The 20,064-nt window shown below is 39.9% G+C and carries 19 protein-coding genes; 2 read left to right on the top strand and 17 right to left on the bottom strand.

Annotation, left to right across the window (positions count from 1 at the left end; translation table 11 throughout):
• Positions 1-14: 14 nt before the first annotated feature.
• The 12 genes from rpsU to AC4PL9_RS01345 form a co-directional block, all read right to left on the bottom strand.
• Positions 15-206 carry a 30S ribosomal protein S21 gene (rpsU, locus tag AC4PL9_RS01400; protein WP_343785577.1) on the bottom strand — a complete coding sequence of 64 codons (192 nt, stop codon included), beginning with the start codon at positions 204-206 and terminating at the stop codon, positions 15-17.
• A 66-nt stretch (positions 207-272) separates the two neighbouring features.
• A complete protein-coding gene (locus AC4PL9_RS01395) occupies positions 273-1,412 on the bottom strand; it encodes an acyl-CoA dehydrogenase (RefSeq protein ID WP_491603011.1) in 1,140 nt (379 codons plus the stop codon).
• 33 nt (positions 1,413-1,445) lie between these two features.
• A complete protein-coding gene (locus tag AC4PL9_RS01390; RefSeq protein ID WP_491603010.1) occupies positions 1,446-1,976 on the bottom strand; it encodes an adenine phosphoribosyltransferase in 531 nt (176 codons plus the stop codon).
• Positions 1,973-2,842: a ComEA family DNA-binding protein gene (locus tag AC4PL9_RS01385; RefSeq protein ID WP_491603009.1), complete on the bottom strand. Its 870-nt coding sequence runs from the start codon at positions 2,840-2,842 to the stop codon at positions 1,973-1,975. The genes AC4PL9_RS01390 and AC4PL9_RS01385 overlap by 4 nt, the downstream gene beginning before the upstream one ends.
• Position 2,843: 1 nt before the next feature.
• A complete protein-coding gene (locus tag AC4PL9_RS01380; protein ID WP_491603008.1) occupies positions 2,844-4,880 on the bottom strand; it encodes an alanine/glycine:cation symporter family protein in 2,037 nt (678 codons plus the stop codon).
• A 94-nt stretch (positions 4,881-4,974) separates the two neighbouring features.
• Positions 4,975-5,880 (bottom strand): SDR family oxidoreductase, encoded by a 906-nt coding sequence (locus AC4PL9_RS01375; RefSeq protein ID WP_491603007.1) that lies wholly within the window; start codon positions 5,878-5,880, stop codon positions 4,975-4,977.
• A complete protein-coding gene (locus AC4PL9_RS01370) occupies positions 5,877-6,890 on the bottom strand; it encodes a potassium channel family protein (RefSeq protein WP_491603006.1) in 1,014 nt (337 codons plus the stop codon). Before AC4PL9_RS01370 ends, AC4PL9_RS01375 begins: the two co-directional genes overlap by 4 nt.
• A gap of 231 nt (positions 6,891-7,121) precedes the next feature.
• Complete coding sequence (locus tag AC4PL9_RS01365) at positions 7,122-8,324, bottom strand: DUF2851 family protein (protein ID WP_491603005.1); 1,203 nt, start codon at positions 8,322-8,324, stop codon at positions 7,122-7,124.
• Positions 8,325-8,423: 99 nt separating this feature from the next.
• Positions 8,424-8,846 (bottom strand): hypothetical protein, encoded by a 423-nt coding sequence (locus AC4PL9_RS01360; protein WP_491603004.1) that lies wholly within the window; start codon positions 8,844-8,846, stop codon positions 8,424-8,426.
• Between the two features lie 100 nt (positions 8,847-8,946).
• On the bottom strand, positions 8,947-12,105 hold the full coding sequence (locus tag AC4PL9_RS01355) for a T9SS type A sorting domain-containing protein (RefSeq protein ID WP_491603003.1): 3,159 nt from the start codon (positions 12,103-12,105) through the stop codon (positions 8,947-8,949).
• A 168-nt stretch (positions 12,106-12,273) separates the two neighbouring features.
• On the bottom strand, positions 12,274-13,149 hold the full coding sequence (gene lipA / locus AC4PL9_RS01350; protein ID WP_491603002.1) for a lipoyl synthase: 876 nt from the start codon (positions 13,147-13,149) through the stop codon (positions 12,274-12,276).
• 7 nt (positions 13,150-13,156) lie between these two features.
• Positions 13,157-13,906, bottom strand: coding sequence for a hypothetical protein (locus AC4PL9_RS01345; RefSeq protein WP_491603001.1), 750 nt, complete (start codon positions 13,904-13,906; stop codon positions 13,157-13,159).
• A 40-nt stretch (positions 13,907-13,946) separates the two neighbouring features.
• Here AC4PL9_RS01345 and AC4PL9_RS01340 point away from each other — a divergent pair, with 40 nt between their 5' ends.
• Positions 13,947-14,354, top strand: a complete 408-nt coding sequence (locus AC4PL9_RS01340; protein ID WP_491603000.1) for an OsmC family protein — start codon at positions 13,947-13,949, stop codon at positions 14,352-14,354.
• On the opposite strand, the gene AC4PL9_RS01335 is transcribed toward AC4PL9_RS01340, so the two are convergent.
• The 3 genes from AC4PL9_RS01335 to AC4PL9_RS01325 are packed head-to-tail and all read right to left on the bottom strand — an operon-like array spanning position 14,342 to position 15,602.
• The gene (locus AC4PL9_RS01335) at positions 14,342-14,746 is read right to left on the bottom strand and encodes a hypothetical protein (protein ID WP_491602999.1); all 405 of its coding nucleotides are present in this window, start codon (positions 14,744-14,746) and stop codon (positions 14,342-14,344) included. The two genes, AC4PL9_RS01340 and AC4PL9_RS01335, sit on opposite strands and share 13 nt — an antisense overlap.
• Positions 14,743-15,024: a DUF493 domain-containing protein gene (locus AC4PL9_RS01330; RefSeq protein WP_491602998.1), complete on the bottom strand. Its 282-nt coding sequence runs from the start codon at positions 15,022-15,024 to the stop codon at positions 14,743-14,745. Before AC4PL9_RS01330 ends, AC4PL9_RS01335 begins: the two co-directional genes overlap by 4 nt.
• On the bottom strand, positions 15,021-15,602 hold the full coding sequence (locus AC4PL9_RS01325; RefSeq protein WP_491602997.1) for a hypothetical protein: 582 nt from the start codon (positions 15,600-15,602) through the stop codon (positions 15,021-15,023). The genes AC4PL9_RS01330 and AC4PL9_RS01325 overlap by 4 nt, the downstream gene beginning before the upstream one ends.
• Positions 15,603-15,670: 68 nt before the next feature.
• On the opposite strand from AC4PL9_RS01325, the gene AC4PL9_RS01320 reads away from it, so the two are divergent.
• Positions 15,671-16,315: an NUDIX hydrolase gene (locus tag AC4PL9_RS01320; RefSeq protein WP_491602996.1), complete on the top strand. Its 645-nt coding sequence runs from the start codon at positions 15,671-15,673 to the stop codon at positions 16,313-16,315.
• Here AC4PL9_RS01320 and AC4PL9_RS01315 read toward each other — a convergent pair.
• Entirely contained in the window at positions 16,312-17,808 is a 1,497-nt protein-coding gene (locus AC4PL9_RS01315; RefSeq protein WP_491602995.1) for a DUF5723 family protein, read from the bottom strand. The genes AC4PL9_RS01320 and AC4PL9_RS01315 overlap by 4 nt on opposite strands.
• A 104-nt stretch (positions 17,809-17,912) precedes the next feature.
• Positions 17,913-20,042 (bottom strand): polyribonucleotide nucleotidyltransferase, encoded by a 2,130-nt coding sequence (locus AC4PL9_RS01310; RefSeq protein ID WP_491602994.1) that lies wholly within the window; start codon positions 20,040-20,042, stop codon positions 17,913-17,915.
• Positions 20,043-20,064 lie beyond the last annotated feature (22 nt).

Here is a 20,064-nt window from a genome sequence, read left to right as displayed (position 1 = left end):
AAAAGTTTCCGCTACTAGATCTCTTCCGAACGTAAACGCTGCTTATATGCAGCACGAATCTTTTCCTGACGATTCTCAACGGATGGTTTTGTGAACTGCTGACGATCTCTCAATTGACGCATCACATTCGTTTTTTCAAACTTCTTCTTATATCTTTTGAGAGCTCTCTCGATGTTCTCTCCTTCTTTTACAGGAATAATTAACATATCTAAAAATTCAATTAATTTCAAAAATGGTGTGCAAATATAAACATTATTTTTTATCAACAATACTTATTTCAAAATTTCTCTGGAAATTACCAGTTTTTGGATTTCGGAAGTCCCTTCACCAATTGTACAAAGTTTAGCATCACGATAAAACTTCTCTGCCGGGAACTCTTTCGTATACCCATATCCTCCGAATATCTGAACTGCTTCATTGGCTACACGACACGCTACTTCAGAAGCATAATACTTAGCGATAGCTGACTCTTTCGTCATCGGTTGCTTCTTATTTTTCAGCTCAGCTGCTTTGTGTAACAACAACTCCGAAGCATCAATTTCAGTAATCATATCCGCCAGTTTGAAACCTATCGCCTGGAATTTTGAAATTGATTTTCCAAACTGCTCTCTTTCTTTTGAATATTGCAATGCTGATTCGTATGCTCCTTTGGCAATACCTAATGCTAGTGCTCCAATGGAAATTCGTCCTCCGTCAAGAATTTGCATAGCCTGGATAAAACCTTCTCCTTCTTTTCCAATAAGATTTCCGGCCGGGATGCGGCAATTTTCAAAAATCAACTCCGTTGTTTCCGAAGCTCTCATCCCAAGTTTATTTTCTTTCTTCCCAGCTGAAAAACCAGGGGTACCTCTCTCAACAATAAAAGCTGACATACCGCGAGAATCTCCTTTTTCGCCTGTTCTTGCAATAACAACCGCTACATTACCTGATTTACCATGTGTAATGAAGTTTTTAGAACCGTTCAATACCCACTCATCACCTTCACGTACAGCTGTTGTATTCATTCCACCTGCATCCGAACCAGTACCCGTTTCCGTCAACCCCCATGCTCCAATCCATTCTCCTGAAGCCAATTTAGGGAGGTACTTTTTCTTTTGCTCTTCAGAAGCATGGTAATATATGTGACCTGTACATAACGAATTATGAGCTGCTACAGATAATCCTATTGATCCACATACTTTTGCAATTTCAGAAATTACTGTAATATACTCGTGGTATCCAAATCCTGATCCTCCGTATTCCTCAGGGATAAAAACTCCCATCAGTCCCAGTTCTCCCAATTTTTTAAACACTTCTACCGGGAACTCCTGAGTTTCGTCCCATTCCATAAAGTGCGGGCGTATTTCTTTTTCAGCGAAATTCCTTACCATATCAGCTATCATACGCTGATTTTCATTTGAAAGAAAATCCATAATTTACTGCAGTTTAAAGATTATATTTAACAATTAATAGCGCACTAAAGTAAGAATATTTTCTGTAAACGGCAGTAGTTTTTCTCTTCCCTCTAAAAATTCGAGCTCAACTAGAAACGAAAATCCTGCTACTGTTGCTCCACAGTTATTCACCAACTGACCTGCTGCCGAAGCTGAACCTCCTGTAGCCAATAAATCATCATGGATCAAAACCGTGTCATTTTCATTAACTGCATCAATATGCATCTCAATTTCAGCCTGTCCGTATTCAAGCGCGTATGCATGACTCACCTTGTGATATGGTAGTTTCCCTTTCTTTCTTATCAGTACAAAAGGGAGTCCGAGTTCCATAGCCAGAGGATAGCCAAATAAAAAGCCTCGACTCTCTATCCCTGCAATCTTGGTTATTCCTAAATCTGAAACACTTTGTTTTAGCTCTTCCAGTACTTCTTTCGATAGTACAGGGTTCATCATTATAGGGGTAATATCTTTAAAGATTATTCCCGGAACCGGAAAATCGGGAACATCCCTGATTTCACTCTTCAATTTTTCTTCAAGTATCATGGCGCAAAGTTAAAATACGGTTCTATTTTTCGTATAAAATCATCTTCAAAAGCTTTTATTTTCTCCAAATCAGTTTTGGATCCATAAGCACCATGCTGTTCCCGGTACTTGACAATGAGTTGAGCACTTTTGTAATCAATGTACGGATGCTTTCGCAGCGAGTCCAATGAAATTGTATTTATCGGAATAACCCTGAGTTCTTTTGGACGAACTTCCAGGCGGGGGATACTATTCAAGTAGGTCTCATCAGGTAGTCCGTATACTTCTTTTAATTGGGAAATAGAATAAAAACCACCTAATGCTTCCCTATACTTTGTAATCCGTAAGGATAGTGTCGGTCCGATTCCTTTTAGGGATTGCAATTCTTCAGCTGTTACTGTATTCAAATCATAGACGGGCAAATCGGCTTTCTTTCGATTAAATTGAAGAAAGGGTTCCCATTCTGTGACTTTCTGGGAATCGAGAACAAATGCATTATACAAATTTTCGATGTCAGTAAAACCTCCTAATCTTTCCTTATAGTTCAGTAGTACTTCACTTTGTTTTTCAGACAATCCCAATTGCTGCCAATTTTCTTTTGACAGTGTATCCGGATCAAAAGGATGAAGTTGATATACGGTTTTCGTCTTACTCTTTTTAGTAACCACGCCTCCTGATTTCTGCTGTTTTTCAGACTGAGTAACAGCAGTCTGAACTTCTCTTTGTATTGAATCCTGATACTCAGAGATGACAAACATTAGTGGTGACCTATTTTGATAAAGCCAACGGGGAATGATAACCACCAGAATCATCACCACAAAGATAACCAGAACACCTCTTTTTTCTTTTGTGGTAAATTTCAACCTGGTATGTTTATCATTATTCACATCATTTGAATTTTTGAATCACTCCTGTTTTCACCCTGTTCATGTAATCGGAAAGATCCCTACGGACTTCTCCTGATAAAAGAACCAGGCCAAGGATATTAGGAAAAGCCATTCCCAGAATCATCATGTCTGAAAAATCAAGAACACTTCCCAGCCCGATTGAACTTCCCAGAATTACGAATCCAAGGAAAATAACTTTATATAAATTTTCCATTTTGCGGGTATTCCCGAACAAATACGTCCACGCCTTCAATCCATAGTACGACCATGAAATCATTGTTGAAAAGGCAAATAATACTGCTGCAAATGCCAACACATAAATCGCCCATGGTCCCAGTCCGGTAGCAAAAGCATTTGTTGTCAGTTCCGCACCTTCAAATCCCTGAGGATCTCGTGCAAACCCGGTAAAAATTAATACAAGTGCAGTCATGGTACACACAACTACCGTATCAATAAACGGTTCCAGCAAAGCTACAATTCCTTCACTAACGTGTTCTTCTGTCTTAGCTGCCGAGTGCGCAATTGATGCAGACCCTACTCCGGCTTCGTTGGAGAATGCTGCACGTTGGAAACCTACAATCAACACTCCTATCACTCCTCCCCGTATCGAGGCAGCATTAAAGGCTCCGTCGACAATTTGTCCAAATGCATCCCCTACTTCTGTAATATTCATGAAAATAATAATCAATGCGCTCAACACATACACTCCCACCATCACCGGAACAACTTTATCTGTTACCCGTGCAATTGATTTGATTCCCCCGATAATAACGATCCCCACAAAGAATGCCATCAGGATTCCAAAATAAACCCCGTATTCTTTCATCCATTCCAAACCGGGAACTCCACTCGCCTGGGCAAAAGCCTGATTTGCCTGGAACATATTACCTCCTCCAAAGGAAGCACCGATACAAAGAATAGCAAAAACAAAAGCCAGAACTTTACCCAGACCTTTCATATTTCGCTTTTCCAATCCACGGGATAAGTAGTACATCGGACCACCTGATACAACACCATTCTCGTCCAATGTTCTGTATTTTACACCTAATGTACATTCTATAAACTTGGAAGCCATTCCTAATAATCCGGCTACGATCATCCAAAAGGTTGCTCCTGCACCTCCTAAAGAGATTGCAACTGCCACCCCCGCAATATTCCCTAATCCTACCGTACCACTTAAGGCAGTTACCAAAGCCTGAAAATGGGATACTTCCCCTTTATCATCCGGATTATCGTATGATCCCTTCACCAACTGCAAAGCATGCGGAATTCCTCTGAAGTTAATTAACTTCATTCTTATAGTGAAAAACAGCGCTCCCAGAACTAACCAAACAACAATCAGTGGAACTCCCGTTGTTTTCGTTGTATGATTAGGATTTAAAAATAATCGCTCTTCATCGTAGCGAACATACGCCAGTTTCCGGGGCAATTTGTTATTCATTCTTCCCAGAACAAACAAATCATCTCCCGGTTGTACCATTTGATGCAGAACTCCCTCACCAACGGAATACAAGTATATAAGACTTGTATCTCGTATAATCTCTGCTATAGGTTGCTCATGTTTTACACGAGCCCCGTCTTCGACCAACCATTTTTTCAGAGAAAAATCAATCTCCTGATCAAAAAACGGAGTTTGCAAAATCATTGAGTCAACCATAACCTTCTGGCTATATATTGGCTTAAAAAACAATTCTTCAGCAACAAAATCAACAATAGGTTTCATTATTGATTCCATCCTTTCCATCGTACTCGTAATGGGTATTTTGGTTTCAAGATACAGGGAATCATTATTTTGATCAACGACAGTGACATGAACATCACTTCCTTCCATCACATCGGTCAGTTCATCCTGATAAATAGAAGCACTTTCACTATTCCAGTAATACCTGTACGGACCCTCACCAGAATGTATATCTACTTTAACATGTGCATTGGTTATCGCCCCCGAAGAGTCTGTTACAATAAGCTCCCCCTCTAGTTGAGCATTAGAAAATAATGAAAAAACAAAAACTGAAAAGACTAGTAAAACTAACTTCATGAACTATTTTTAAGGATTCTATCAGCAATAACAAGTTCGTAAATATAAAAAAACTTAATTACTTGATTAAAAGGAGTAATGATGTTTATTCCTTTTAGGATAATTCTTCCTTTAAAAGGTCAAGTGTTTTTTCAAATGATTCGGGATTATATCCCAATAAGCGCTGTGCTTTTTGAATTGAAAATCCTGTTTTCGGAGGGCGTTTTGCCGGTTGGTTAAGTCCTGAAGAAGAAATCGGATGCACATTTGTATCTTCCCAATCAAAATGACGGGCTATTCTTTTCACCCAGTCAAATACGGACATCGTATCTTTTCCTGAGATGTGAAAAATTCCCTTTTCGCCCTGCCGGACGATTAACCAACATCCTTTTGCAAGATCATCGGCCCAGGTAAGCGCACGATACTGGTCATTCACTATATTCATTTCTCCCCCCTGAGGTAAAGTAGCCATTGCCCATAGCACAAGATTGGATCGGGATAAGTTGCTTCCTGTCCCATACACCAAAATGGTTCTTACAATCGACCAGTTATCAGATGAAGGATCACTGATCAGAATTTGTTCCGCTTTTAATTTGGAAGCTCCGTAGTAGCTTATCGGATTAGCCGGGTCTTCTTCAGAATAATTTCCTTCCTCGCCATCAAAAATAAAATCGGTGGACAGCAATTGAAAGTGGCAATCTATTTTTTTTGCTGTGTTCCATAGAAATTTTACAGCCTCAACATTCAGGCGATCACACCCTTCCCGATCACTTTCGCACTGATCCACATTGGTCATTGCAGCTGTATGAATGATTACTGTCGGACGAACTTCCATCACTACCTGAAGTACTTCCTGTTCATTGGTAACATCCAGTGGAAGAAACTTTTCTGACGGACAGTTTTCATTTCTATTCGCACCTTTACTTGTCGCCACAAAGTCAACACCTTTTTGCAGAAAAAGTTTAACCAGTTTCTGTCCTAGCAATCCGTTAGCACCTGTAATGACTACTTTTTGTTTCATGATTTTTGTAAGCTTCTTTCAAGTCCCTCAATCTGTGCCTGACCTCCTAATAAAAACAATCGCGTGTCTGCTTCCAACAATATATCACCTTCCGGATTTACTATATAATTTCCTCCTGCTGTCTTAATTCCTATCAACTGACAATTAGAAATACTCTCTCTGTTTACTTCTTTTACTTTTTTCCCTACAAATACCTGCGAGAGTTCAGCGGCAAGAATAGACTTCACATTAATTCCCTGGTTTCCTTCATACCTGATGACATCCAGAAATTCCATTAAATCCGGATTTGTCACCAACGCTGCCATCTGATTCCCTCCAACCGTATCAGGCATAATTACATTTGTGGCTCCTGCAAACTTCAGTTTTGATACCGCATCATGTCTCGAAGCTCTGGCTATCACACAAAGGTTTTTGTTGAGTTCTCTTGCACTCAATACAACATACAGATTATCAGAATCACTCGGTAAGCAGGTAATTAATGCTCTTGCTTTATCAATCCCTGCCATGCTCAGAATTTCTTCGCGTGAAGCATCCCCCGGAATAAACAAAGCCTCCTTGTCCTTAAACCCCTCCTCTAGCTCCTGATTTCTATCAATTATAACATGAGGAATATGGTTCATTTCCAGGTCAAGTGCAGCTCCTTTGCCGACTCTTCCGTAACCGCAGATAATCACATGATTATTCATCTTCGTTAGCTGTTTTCGTAAATTCTTAGCCCTGACTTCTTTTACAAAGTTACCTTCTGCAATATGTGATGTCACCAGAGCAACTGCGTAAGCGAATGCCGTAATACTAGAAATAATAAGAAATATAGTGAAAATTCTTCCTTCAACTGAAAGTGGGGTGACTTCTCCAAAACCCACTGTGGAGACAGTGATGACGGTCATGTAAAGAGCATCAAGCAAAGTAAGTTCTTCCAAAATCATAAACCCTAATACACCTGTAACCAGTAGTGCTATAATCGTCAGGAATGCCAGATAAACTTTTCGAAATGTTCTTACTTTCAACATATCAAAGTTCCCAAATGGTAGGTTTTTTCTTCTTAAACCCCAACAAGTGCTTATTCTCCAATATAAAAGCCATGGGTAGATAAATTAATAAGGTTGATCCCAAAGTTGCAAATGTGCTATAAATAAAAAACAGTCGTACCTTATGTGTTTTGATACCAAACTTTCTTGCCCACCAGGTACTAACCCCAAAGGATCTCATCTCAAAAAAGAACAATATCTTTTGAATTAATCTCATCCACTCATCAGTTTCTTTCCTCTACTACAGAGGGTACACCTTTTACTACTGCAATAATACGAATTTAACTCCAAAATTGCTTGTGTATCAGCTGCTGTTTTAGAGTGTATTCCCATTCCTCTATATAAATCAATGATTCTATTTTTTTCCGGTCTCCAATCTTCCAGATAAGTAAAAGAAAAATCTATCCAACTCTCATCTCCTGACTTTAGCCCTACCAGATAGGCAAAAGGAATCAATGCATTTATTGCAATAGTACTAATAAGGAAATCCGAATATCCCCGCTTTTCTTTCAATTCCTGCAAAAAAACATGCCCCCTTTCACTGTAGATTTGGGGTGTCGTTACCGCAGTAAGAAGTATTAGAGATCTTCTATCCTTCATCAATTCAATCAATTGTACTATTCGATTTCTGGGTTGATTTAGAGGACGAACTGCTTTTGTATTCCATTGCTCCGACACCAATGTTTTCGTCGTGTAGGACGCTACTTTCCTTTCTACGATCTCATCCACTTCTTCTGTTTCGAAAAGACCAGATATCTTTTTCAGATAGAATTCAATATATTCCGGCTTATTCATCCAGCGATCTAACAAATTCCAATCTACGATCCCGGCTAGAGTTGCAAAGGCATCTTTATTCTTCTTGTTTCCGACAGCAACAAAAATCAATCGTTGTAGAATTTCTTTATACGATTTAGTCTTAAAATCAGAGTCGCTTGTTTTCCTAAATAAACGTTCATTTAACAAGCGATCCCGCATAAATTGAAATTCTTCATCAAAGCCTGACGAATCATACATTGAACAGGGAATCTTACCTGACGCCCCCTGTAAATCCTTATATCTCTTGATAATTCCCGGGTGCAGATACTTATTTACTTCCAGACAGGGAATTTCTTCTTCTACTGGATTACACACTGGTTTATCCTCTTCCAGTACAACATGTAGAATTACATTATTATACCTTCTGTCATGATGATGATTATGCCGGAACCAATCTGAGGATTTTATATGTATCTCTACACTTCCAACCCACAGAACATTATCTATTCTGATCTTTGCCTGTAAAAAATCTGGACCATTATCTTTATTCAATATCCCCACAGAAAGAATATCCAAACTCTTTCCATCTGTTGTTTTTTCTCCGTTCTTGGGTATTAAATGAGACTTCCAAAGGAAGTGTAACAAGTCTTCTTTTATCATTTCAGGTCAGTTAGGTGAATTATAAAGTTATAAAAAATACTTTACTTCACCTACACCCTTTTCCTACAAATAAGGTTGCACACCCCTCCATCAAGCGGTTTACGCTGCAAGACTTTTTTTCGATCCTAATTTATAGCCCAGGTATGCCATAGGAATATACGCTAATACAAGATCCGTAATACTAAACCAAAGAGGTGACGGCAACATAATTACAGCAGCTATTCCTCCAGCAAGAGAAGCAAAACCGATAACCATCGCTAACGAAAGTTTTCGCGTAGCTGCAATCATTGCAGTCAAAAGAGCACCAACAAAAGTCCCCAAAGCATGAGCTAAAAACGGCATCAAAAAATGTTTAAACTCGAACTCAAGCATAGCCGTTTTCAATCCTTCCATTGTACTAACATCAGTACCTTCCGGAGGAGCAACAATCAGATGACTAAATGTAATGATTGTCATATTTACTACTCCTCCAATAAGTAATCCCAAAACAATAGAAAGGATATTTCTGATTCCCTTATTCATAATTATACTCTTTTATCGGGGCTAAATATACAAAAAAGCTTTGATCACAAAATAAAAAAGGGCAGCCAATTGGCTGCCCTTCAAAAGGAATAAGAAGTATCTATTGTTTAATAAACTTTGCTGACTCCACTCTGTCACCCGCTCTCATACGAATGATATAAGTTCCGTTAGCAAGTTCATTTACGCCAAACTGAACATTATGCTTACCTGCAATCATATCTGATTTGGTAATTCTCTTCATAAGACGACCTGAAATTGAATACACATCAATATATACATCTTGTTTACTATTCAATTCGAAAGAAATTGTACCGTTCATATTCATTGGATTCGGGTACACATTAATCGTCGATTTATGCGCCTCTGGTCCTTTGAAGTAATCTGCGTCATCCGGTAAGCTCAAAACTGTTTCCGAAGCGAACATTCCACGACCAAATGTAGAAATATAGATCTCACCCGGACGGAAACATCCTTCCTGACCTTCTCTCCAGTTCTGCTTGATTCGTGTTACTGGAACCTCTCCAAAACCTTCGGAAGAATAGGTCCATGACGAACCTCCATTATCCGTAAACCAAAGGCCGAAGTCTGTTCCAACCAAAATAAGGTTCTCATCAGCGCGATCTACTAACACATCATAACATACAACATTGCTAGATAAGTTTCCTGAAATATTTACAAAAGAACCTGTCCCTGTTGCAGTTCCATCAATATCAGCAGTTGTAGATTCGAACACTCGTCCTCCTCCTGTTCCTGAACGCGCAATAATAACGTGCCCCGGATCTCTTGGATCTACTGATAATCCGGCAACAGAACCGTTGAAAATTCTTGTAGCTGTAATTGCAGGTGCTCCCCCACCTTTTCTAAGGTCTGTTCTGTCAAGGAAATCTTCTTCTGTCGAATACACATCTCTTAACCCGTCTATACGGAATACACCTGACGATGTAGCCACATACATGTGCTCAAGGTTTGCTGAGAACTCAATTTCTCCAACGTTCCCCATCGAACCTATTCCTGTAACTACCTGAGACCATTTTGGATTTGACGAAGCCAAACGCAATGCATCTCGGGTTGCGTACAACTCACCACCGTTTCTAGAAGTATATGTTACAAAAATTGACTGGAAAGGATCCTGTACATGCAATGTATCCCAGGAAACAGCTAACTCAAACTGAGATTCTTCCATGTCGATGATCTTACCTGTTACAGGGTGCTGACCAAAATAACGATCGTATGGCTGAACACTCTCTACAACTATTGTGTCATTTGAAGGTGCTCCAAAATCAACAAGAAGTGAATCTCCGATTACAGGAGGAACATTACCTGAAGCTGTTGGGAACGGAATATAATCCAAATCATAAAGTGGATAGATTGCACCGCTAATGGCATCTGTAATTTTATAATCGGTCATGGTAAGACTCGGTTCAAAATATACCGTATCATCAAAATAAACATCGTTTGGAAGCGTATACCGGATAGTATCTCCTGTTGCCAAACTAGGAACTTTGATCTCCGTCCCTGCAGTATAGTTAGCTCTTGGGAAGAAAAGTACTGAATCTTTCGAGTTCGGATCGAGGAACTCACCTAATGATAACATTGTTCTGAACGGGAAATTAGAGTTTCCTATTCCCGGAGTACCATACCCAACATAATCAGGAATAAACTGTGTAAATGACTGCCCCATATCTCCTGATCTTCTTACTTGTCCGTAATAAACAGATCCGAACATCACTCTTGGGTTATAGAAAGAAATTGCAGCATCAAATCCATCACCTCCCAAAGCCTCACGGAACTCCATTGGGTAAGCATTATTTTTACTATTATAGATAGTACCGTTATCCTGTGTTCCTCCTAAAAGGCGACCACTACCATCGTGCGCCAAAGAATAGAACTGAACTGTATTATATCCTCTGTTTGAAGGATAGAATGTAGCTCCTAAATCATCAGAAATACCGATACCTCCATCATTTCCTATATACATTCTGTTTTGAGAATCGAAAACGATATCGTGGTTATCAGCGTGCACATAGCTTGGTGACCATTCTGCCGCAAACCATAAGGAAAGTTGTTGCCAACCTCCTGTCACAGGTGCACTTGTAGCAAGTTGCCACTCATACAGGTCTACTCCACCAAGGATCAAACGATCATAATCTGTCGGATCTGTTTTTACAACACTGTTATAAATTCCCTGACCAGTTCCGTAGAAATTCACCTGAGAAGACTCATCGTTCGTTCCCGGTGCAATTTGCGACCAGTTTCTACCACTATCCGATGAACGGAAAACTCCTCCTGTATATGCGTTTGTTCCAGCTGCATAACAAATGTATTCTCCGTTTACTCGCTGAGGAGAAATCGTGAATTCAAAACGAGAACCTGACCCTGAAGGAATTGTTGCTCCTGAAACACTTCCTGAAACCTGTGTAAAGTTCTGACCACCATCTGTAGATACCATTACTCTTGCTCCGGTACTGTAAAATGCAATGATAACCTGTCCATCTTTTGACATTTCTACTTCTGAACAGCTACCGTTCGGTAAGCCCTGAGCTGCACCTAGACTGGTAACACTCGCATCACCGATTGTCCACTTCTGTAGTCCCTGACCAGGTCCACAAAAGAAGATTGTATTATTATTCCCTGAAGAAACCAATTCTCCGATATTTGCACTTGAAGTTCCGGGAACCTGTGTCCATCCTGAAGAACCTGTTGTTTTGTACCATACTCCTCGTCCTCCTACGAATGACGATTCCGAGAAATCACGTGAATCTCCCGTTCCTACAAATACAGTTCCGTTTGCTGTTTGACACATTGAAGTAATAAACATAAATGCATCCCAGTCGGTAACCCGATGCCAACGACTTCCTTTGTTGAATGTTTCAAAAAGTCCTCCGGACACCGATGCTGCGTACAAGTGATTTTCGTCCTGCTGATCTACAAGGATCGCACGAGTTCGTCCCCCTACATTTTCAGGTCCCTGTTCGTTCCAGTCGAACCCTGAAACTTTTGGCTGAAATGAGGCAGTCATTCTTGCCTCTCTTAGACCTTGCTGAAACTGCTCAGTCGTCATCATTTCACCCGTTTCGGAGTTTATGTGATGTTCTTTCCACCACTGATTAAATCCATCAATTTTCTTACTCTCTGATGCAGCAGTAAGGGAGACCGATTCATAGCCGGAATCCTCAGTTTTTAAACCTGAGACCATTACTCCGGCAACAGCCACCGCAGCAAGAGAAACGGTACCCAAAATCAACTTGTTTCGCTTCATAACTTCGTTATTTCCTTTTTATAATTCTTAAAGCAGGTGCCAATTTAGTAATTATTTTTTACACGAATTACTAAACTCAACCGTGTTTTTCACTTCTTGACTAAGTAAAATTACAAAAAAACACTTCCAGCTTAAAACTAAGCACTGCAAAAATACGGTTATCTTATACTAGTCTAAATCAAAAATATGCTTTTCAGCATGATAAGAAGACCTTACAAGAGGACCACTCTCTACGTACCGGAACCCCATTTTCAGCCCCACTTCTTTATATTCTGCAAACCGCTCTGGGGTAATAAATTCCGCAACAGGTAGATGCTTTGGTGTTGGTTGTAAGTACTGCCCCAACGTCAGGATGTCAACTCCAACACTTCTGAGATCCTCCATCGTTTCCAGGACTTCCTCATGCGTTTCTCCTAATCCCAGCATAACACCTGACTTTGTTCGCATTCCTCCTTTTTTCAAACGAAATAATACCTCAAGACTACGATCATATTTTGCCTGAATACGAACTTGTTTTGTCAGCCTTCGTACTGTTTCCAGATTATGAGAAACAATCTCAGGAGCCACATCAACTATATTTTGAAGGTTTTCCCATTTGCCCGCAAAATCGGGGATTAATGTTTCTAAAGTAGTTCCGGGAGATTGGTGCCTGATCGCCCGCACAGTCTGCGCCCAGATTTCCGAACCACCATCTTTTAAATCATCCCTGTCTACGGAGGTAAGAACAGCATGTTTAACCCCCATCAGTTTTACAGAATTAGCTACTCTTCCAGGCTCAAAAGGATCTGCTTCGAGCGGTTTCCCTGTCACCACTGCACAAAAGCCACATGAACGGGTACAGATGTTACCAAGGATCATAAATGTAGCTGTTCCTTCCCCCCAACACTCTCCCATGTTCGGGCAACTTCCCGACTCACATATTGTATGTAGTTTGTGTTCATCTACAATATTGCGAACATTCCGGTAACTCTCTCCGGTAGGAAGTTTTACCCTTAACCATTTCGGTTTCGCAATCTTTGTTCTTTTTGTTTCTTTTACTTCCATTACCTTTCTACATTAGTCGTTTTCCAAGCACAATATTTGCATATAATGCCGGATAAATAAACGTATTGGCTGAATTGTACATTATGGGGATTTTCTGAATATATACATCCAGCAACCCTCCTAATTCAACCCCCCAAATAAACTCTCTTTTAGCACTCAAATCAAAATAGAATCCAAACTTAGAAAACAGTCCTGCTGTAATCTTACTATCTCCCAAACCTTTAAACCAGTTACTTCTCCCAAAAATATTTTCCGGATGATGGTTTTCCGGATCATATCGCTCTTCTATAGTTATGAATTCGTTTATTTCCGAATCAAATTTTTTAACCTTCAAATACACAGGCTTCATTAACGTCAGCGAAATACCTACTCCCCAAATCAGATTAATTTCCACTCCCTGATGTCTTGTCTTTTCAAAAAGTACTCTTTTACCTCCGTAGAATGGTCGGATAGCAACAACAGAATTCATTTTTCCGTAATAATAGCCTTTCGACTTATCAAATGACGAAGAGAAGGACTTTGTCTCCTTGGGGTGCCTGATATTTGTTATCCGGATACCAAAAGAGTGCTTATATCTGTAATTCTTTTGTTTATGATACTGTACCCCAATTCCCCAACCGTGCGTAGCAAACGTTATGCCTCCATACACTTCTCTCCTCATCAATCCCTCACCTTTATCATCTAATGGTAACTGACCGAAAGATAAAGCAGGTAATAAAATGAGAATAAAAAACACTATTTTTAGCGAACATTTCATCGTTTAATTTAACAAAGTTAACCAATAATAGTTTATCGTCATGAAGGCAACGGCAAAAGTAGTATACGAAGGAAATTTACGCACACAATGTACACATATACAATCAGGTTCTGTTATTCAGACTGATGCTCCTACAGATAATAATGGTAAGGGAGAAGCTTTCTCGCCTACAGACTTGTTAGCAACTTCTCTTATCACCTGCATGCAAACGATAGTGGGTGTATACTGCCAAAGTCACTCTATTCCTTTTTTACATTGCGAAGGTGCTGTAGAAAAAGTAATGTACTCAGACCCAAGACGAGTGGGCGAATTACATGTAAATCTTGATTTCAGCAAAAACAAGTGGGATGAAAAAACCCAAAAGAAGGTTCAAAAAGCAGCTGAAACCTGTCCCGTGGCTAAAAGTATACATCCGGACATCAAACTCACTTTTACTTATCTATTCTGATTATTCCGAACGCGCAATAACTTTTCGACACGCTGATTATCTGTTATCACCGTGTAATAATAGTCGCCGTCTGTTAATTGGACAGTATCCACTTTGAATTGATGACCGCCTGGTTGGCAAACTCCTTTATAAATGGAAATGAGTTTTTCTCCGGAAGGATTACTGATAAAAAACTCAACATCTTTATTTTTAAAGACTTCAAAATATAAAGTAATCTCTCCTGAAGCTGTATACTTTTCGTACGAAAGAAGCGTCACATAATTTTCCTTAGGAATATAATTACGACTCCATTTCCTAACCAGGTATCTATACCCGATATAGAATAATACTATCCCCAAAGAAGCATACAAAAAGTAAATGGAATATTGCATCCAGTCAATAGCTAATATCATAATGTAATTACTCCTTTAATTTCTGATGATTTTTCGTAAATTGTTATTACTTCTTCCGGTGAGCTCATCGTCTCTCTTATCGTAACAGAAGTATAGTTTCCATTAGAGGAAGGATGCATAACCATCTCATTCTCTCCACTAAATAAAGCTGAAACTCTGCTGATAATTTCCGGTTCGTTTGGCATAATAAATTTGAATAAGTATACCATTGGCCATTCCTCGTTTCTAAGCTTTTCCAACAACCCCTGAAACACGTTATTATTACTATTCTCGCTCATTCCAAATAATTCAGCAACAAAGTTAATCGTTTCAATTCGTTTTGAAGTATATCCGGCAGTTGATTCTTATTTCTACTCAATTCTTCTACTCTATCTCTGCCCTCCACCTGCTGTAACCCCGCAAGAAGAAGCATTGGATCACTTTCTTTGGAAACCAAAACACCTTCCGCTTCTTCTTTTGTGAAAATAGTAGCAAACTGTATGCAGAATTTCTTTTCCCAGTTCATCCATTCTTTTACAAGATGAACAATCTGTTCGCCGGATCCCGAGGACATAATCAGTAACTTATATTTATTTCTGATTTGCATCAACTGCGAATAATCCTTTCCCCACGCTCCAGTAAACTCCGTTTCATTCAATTTGTTTTCCAGAGACTCAAAAACTTCTAATTCACCATAAAGCAAGAGTGCTGCCTCATGCTTATTCGCTAAATCACTAACTTTCTTCAAAAATAATTTAGGAACTACAGGGCGTGTTGTCAGCTGCTTTTTTACCTCGAACAGAATCTCTTCATACATTTCCTGCGGATCAGTATCTTCCGGACAGTTAAATAAAATTTTGGCACGTTCCACATCCATATTCCAAAAGTAGGACTTAATTTGTATCGAGTGTCTGTACCATCTGTTTTTAATGTATATTTGATTTCATGGACGACAGAGGTATTCAGGAATTATGCCGACTAATCCGGTCGGGGAATCTACCGGGAGAGACAGCTCACAAAGATATGATTCCATTTCGTCCGCTCACTTCCGAATTATTACCCAAAGCTTCTGATTACAGAGAAAGTAGTGTCGCCATTCTTCTTTACAAGGAAAATCTTGTATGGAAATCGGTTCTCATTGAACGTCCGACTTATGAGGGCGTCCACTCCGGTCAAATTGCATTTCCGGGAGGGAAACGGGATTTGACAGATAAAAACCTTATCACCACAGCCCTGCGTGAAATGCATGAGGAAATCGGATTTCATGATACTGCTATTCACTTCATCGGTCAGCTCAGTCCTGTTTATATACCGGTAAGCAAGTTTCTTGTATATCCACATGTATTCATTACAGATGAACAGTACCCTGTTTTCACACCGGATGCCCGGGAAGTTCATGAAATCATTCCTTTTAATCTGGAAGAAATCATTGTTCCCGACAACCTCATATCTACCGCCGTCGAGGCTCAGGCAGGCATTCGAATAAAAAATGTTCCCGCTTTTTCTATTTCAGGAAAAATTGTCTGGGGAGCAACCTGCCTTATTGTAAACGAACTCAAGATGTGTATCGAAACCTCTGTCAGCTACTAGAATCGAATTCGTGCAAAACCAAACGCAGCAGAAATTGAATTGGCATCTTTCAGAAAGAAAACCAGAGCATCTCGTGATGCAAACCCAAATTCATACGCTCCACCTTTCAAAATAAAATTAATTCCAACCGGTATATGTGCTTTGTAGTTTCCACCACCATAAAAACCTAAACTCAACTGCAACCACTTTAAAGGACGAATATCTCCACCCAGTGCCCAAACAGGATTTTTAATACTTCCCGGAGAGTCCCGATTAAAAGGAGCAACTATATCTATTCCTACATGAAGCAATTCTTTAAATTTATAACTTGCCCCCAAACGTATGGTCGCAGGGTTATTAACAACATATTTCCTCTGTCCTTCCGCCTGTACCAATCCTCCCTCAGACAACAACTGATTCACACTTTGCGTAACATCAAAATCTTCCAGGCCATTAAGTCGAACAGAAGAAACAAGTGTATCCTTTATTGTGTACACATTCCTGTTGTACGTCACCGAACCGATATTATTCACAGCTGCTGCAACTGTAAACACCTTTAGAAACTTTGCACTTAGTGCAAAATCAAGACCATATCCGGCACCAACCATTGACGGCATATTACCCGAACTTGTGTAAGCTGACGGGTTGGAAGCTGCTGCCGCTCCGAAATCAATTCCGTATGAAGGAGAGGTGGATGAATGGAACCGAACGGTATTTCCATCAGATTCAAAATCTGTCATTGCCATTGATTGTATGAAACGTGCTCCCACTCCGGCATATAAAGCAAAAGAAGAATCACTTCCGAAAAGTTTCCTACCATAACCGATGTTATACTCCCGGTTCCATACGAACTTAACTCTGGAACCCTCTGTAAGTTCCGAAACTCTTAAAGGATTAGATGCAGTTCCTTCAACCACCGCATTTAATGTATCCTGCGAATAGCTCCCATTTGCAATGCGGGAAGTATCCGAACCAAAAACAATCGTCAGAGAATCAAAATAGTTCGATAGCGAACCTCTGAAGAGGATATCCGTTGTGGTCTCGTTAAATTTGGACTGGAATTGATATCTCTCTCGTACTGAAATCGCTATTCCTCCAAATTTCTCACTCTGGAAAGAATATCCTAACCAGTTATAGTCAAAATTCAAATGAAAATCGGATTCTACAAAACGTGCCGCGGCTTCTCTTTTCTCGTCCCAATTAAATCCAGATTTGTCGTTTTTAAAAGCTGCGTCCCAAATATCCTGAAACGTGTTTTTCAATCCTTCCTTCGTAAGTTGAGGAGAGTACATCCCCAGAGAGAATTCGGTTGTTCCAATTGTATTTTTCTTACCCGAGTATCCTGTTCCGTATCCTAAGGCAGAAACATTAACCCCCAGCGACTGGTAATCCGTAAGAAAAGTTGTTGCCACCCCTTTACCCACTGCCGTATAGGCACTGTATTCTGTCTGAGCTTTAAGAAATGGCAAAAATGAAAAACAAGCTAAAAATGTAAGTAGTGATTTCCTGTTCATACGTTTAAAATTGGTTTACCAAACTTATCGATTTCAACCCTACGACGCAAAAAAAATCCCCGCAATTTAACTGCGGGGATCTTTTCTGTTTATTTTTCAGCTTATTACGCTTTATTTTCCGGCTTTGGAAGAAGCACTTTTCTGGAAAGTTTCCATTTTTTTGTTTTAGGATCTCTTCCAACAACTTTGAATTCAAGAAGGTCTCCTTCTTTCGCGAAGTCTTCCATTTTTTCAATCTTGTCATGATTGAATTCAGAAATGTGAATCAATCCATCCGTTCCGGGAAGAATTTCCACAAATACTCCGTATGCCTGAACAGACTTTACTTTTCCTTTATATGTTTCTCCTTCTTCCACTGTAGGAGGGAAAGCGATCAATCGGATTCGCTTAACTGCTTCTGACATATCATCAGCATTATTCGAAAGAATCTGAACGTTACCTTCTCCACTTTCCAGCTCTTCGATAGTAATCGTCGTATTAGTTTCTTTCTGAAGTGCCTGTATGATTTTACCTCCTGGACCTATTATTGCTCCTATCATATCATTCGGAACTTTGAAGGCCTCTATTCTTGGTGTGTATGGCTTAAGATCTGTATTTGGTTCTGCAATTGTTTCAGTGATCTTATCAAGAATATGAAGTCGTCCTGCTTTCGCTTGCTCCAATGCCTGAATAAGGATTTCGTATGGAAGACCATCTACTTTAATATCCATCTGACAAGCAGTAATACCCTTAGCTGTACCTGTCACTTTGAAGTCCATGTCTCCAAGATGATCCTCATCTCCAAGAATATCAGAAAGAACAACAAACTTTCCTTCATCAGCAACCAGTCCCATTGCGATACCCGAAACAGGTGCTGTAATCGGAACCCCACCATCCATTAACGCGAGTGTTCCGGCACAAACAGTAGCCATAGATGAAGAACCATTTGATTCCAGAATATCAGACACTAATCGGATAGTATAAGGGAACTCTTGTGGAAGCACTAATTTCAAGGCTCTCAAAGCAAGGTTTCCATGACCGATTTCACGACGCGAAGTACCTCTCAAAGGTCTGGCTTCTCCTGTAGAGAATGGTGGGAAATTATAGTGTAACATAAAGTTCTCTGTTCCCTTGAAGATTACGCCATCAATCATCTGCTCATCCATTTTACCTCCTAAGGTAAGTGTTGTTAACGATTGTGTTTCTCCACGTGTGAATACAGCAGAACCGTGTACTCTTGGTAAGTAATCTACTTCACTCCAGATTGGACGGATTTCATCAAATTTACGCCCGTCCAAACGCTTTCCTTCATGAACCATTACCGAACGAACTGCTTTCTTCTTTACTTCAGAGAAATATGTTGAAACCAATCCACCTACTTCTTCGAGTTCTTCTTCCGTAAACTGTCCTTCCAATTCTTCTTTAATAGCGGAGAACAAGTCGGATCTTTTCGCTTTATCAGCCAATCCCTGGCGAGCTACTTCTTTACACTTGTCCATAGCAAAGTCGTATACTTTTGTGCGTACTTCTTCGTCATGTGTTTCGTGGGAATATTCTCTTTTTGGATTTGCTCCTTCTATTTCAGCAGCAAGGTCCAACTGGAACTGGCACTGTTCTTTAATTGCAGCGTGTCCTATTTTGATCGCTTCCACCATCTCAATTTCTGAAATTTCGTGGAATTCTCCTTCGATCATGTTCACGTCCTTCATAGTACCTGCAATCATCATATCGACATCCGACTCCTTCATCTGAGAAATAGTCGGATTGATAATCCATTCTCCGTTGATACGTCCGATACGTACTTCAGACATCGGTCCGTTGAAAGGAATATCAGATATAGCAATAGCTGCTGAAGCTGCAAGACCACATAGTGCATCCGGATTATTTTCCTCGTCAAAAGACAATAACTGAATCATTACCTGTACTTCTGCATGGTAATCATCCGGAAAAAGTGGACGCAATGCACGATCCACTAGTCGCATAACCAGTATTTCTGCTTCCGAAGGACGTGCTTCTCGGCGGAAAAACCCACCAGGAAAACGCCCTGCTGCAGAATATTTTTCTCTATAATCTACTGTAAGTGGAAGGAAGTCTACTCCTTCTTTCGCATCAGAAGCAGAAACTACTGTTGCCAGCAGCATCGTATCTCCCATTCTGACAACAACAGAGCCGTCCGCCTGTTTTGCCAGTTTGCCTGTCTCCACGGAGATCTCTTTACCTCCGGTGACAATTGATTTTCTCATTCCTATATTCATATTCTTTATTTACTTTTTAAAA

Source organism: Wandonia sp. (assembly GCF_984588085.1).
This window is presented reverse-complemented; position numbering and strand designations above follow the sequence as displayed.

Excerpts from the sequence above, each read along its gene's own strand:
- rpsU (WP_343785577.1), bottom strand. The coding sequence starts at position 206 with ATGTTAATTATTCCTGTAAAAGAAGGAGAGAACATCGAGAGAGCTCTC.
- AC4PL9_RS01395 (WP_491603011.1), bottom strand. The coding sequence starts at position 1,412 with ATGGATTTTCTTTCAAATGAAAATCAGCGTATGATAGCTGATATGGTA.
- AC4PL9_RS01390 (WP_491603010.1), bottom strand. The coding sequence starts at position 1,976 with ATGATACTTGAAGAAAAATTGAAGAGTGAAATCAGGGATGTTCCCGAT.
- AC4PL9_RS01380 (WP_491603008.1), bottom strand. The coding sequence starts at position 4,880 with ATGAAGTTAGTTTTACTAGTCTTTTCAGTTTTTGTTTTTTCATTATTT.
- AC4PL9_RS01375 (WP_491603007.1), bottom strand. The coding sequence starts at position 5,880 with ATGAAACAAAAAGTAGTCATTACAGGTGCTAACGGATTGCTAGGACAG.
- AC4PL9_RS01370 (WP_491603006.1), bottom strand. The coding sequence starts at position 6,890 with ATGTTGAAAGTAAGAACATTTCGAAAAGTTTATCTGGCATTCCTGACG.
- AC4PL9_RS01365 (WP_491603005.1), bottom strand. The coding sequence starts at position 8,324 with ATGATAAAAGAAGACTTGTTACACTTCCTTTGGAAGTCTCATTTAATA.
- AC4PL9_RS01360 (WP_491603004.1), bottom strand. The coding sequence starts at position 8,846 with ATGAATAAGGGAATCAGAAATATCCTTTCTATTGTTTTGGGATTACTT.
- AC4PL9_RS01355 (WP_491603003.1), bottom strand. The coding sequence starts at position 12,105 with ATGAAGCGAAACAAGTTGATTTTGGGTACCGTTTCTCTTGCTGCGGTG.
- lipA (WP_491603002.1), bottom strand. The coding sequence starts at position 13,149 with ATGGAAGTAAAAGAAACAAAAAGAACAAAGATTGCGAAACCGAAATGG.
- AC4PL9_RS01345 (WP_491603001.1), bottom strand. The coding sequence starts at position 13,906 with ATGAAATGTTCGCTAAAAATAGTGTTTTTTATTCTCATTTTATTACCT.
- AC4PL9_RS01340 (WP_491603000.1), top strand. The coding sequence starts at position 13,947 with ATGAAGGCAACGGCAAAAGTAGTATACGAAGGAAATTTACGCACACAA.
- AC4PL9_RS01335 (WP_491602999.1), bottom strand. The coding sequence starts at position 14,746 with ATGATATTAGCTATTGACTGGATGCAATATTCCATTTACTTTTTGTAT.
- AC4PL9_RS01330 (WP_491602998.1), bottom strand. The coding sequence starts at position 15,024 with ATGAGCGAGAATAGTAATAATAACGTGTTTCAGGGGTTGTTGGAAAAG.
- AC4PL9_RS01325 (WP_491602997.1), bottom strand. The coding sequence starts at position 15,602 with ATGGATGTGGAACGTGCCAAAATTTTATTTAACTGTCCGGAAGATACT.
- AC4PL9_RS01320 (WP_491602996.1), top strand. The coding sequence starts at position 15,671 with ATGGACGACAGAGGTATTCAGGAATTATGCCGACTAATCCGGTCGGGG.
- AC4PL9_RS01315 (WP_491602995.1), bottom strand. The coding sequence starts at position 17,808 with ATGAACAGGAAATCACTACTTACATTTTTAGCTTGTTTTTCATTTTTG.
- AC4PL9_RS01310 (WP_491602994.1), bottom strand. The coding sequence starts at position 20,042 with ATGAATATAGGAATGAGAAAATCAATTGTCACCGGAGGTAAAGAGATC.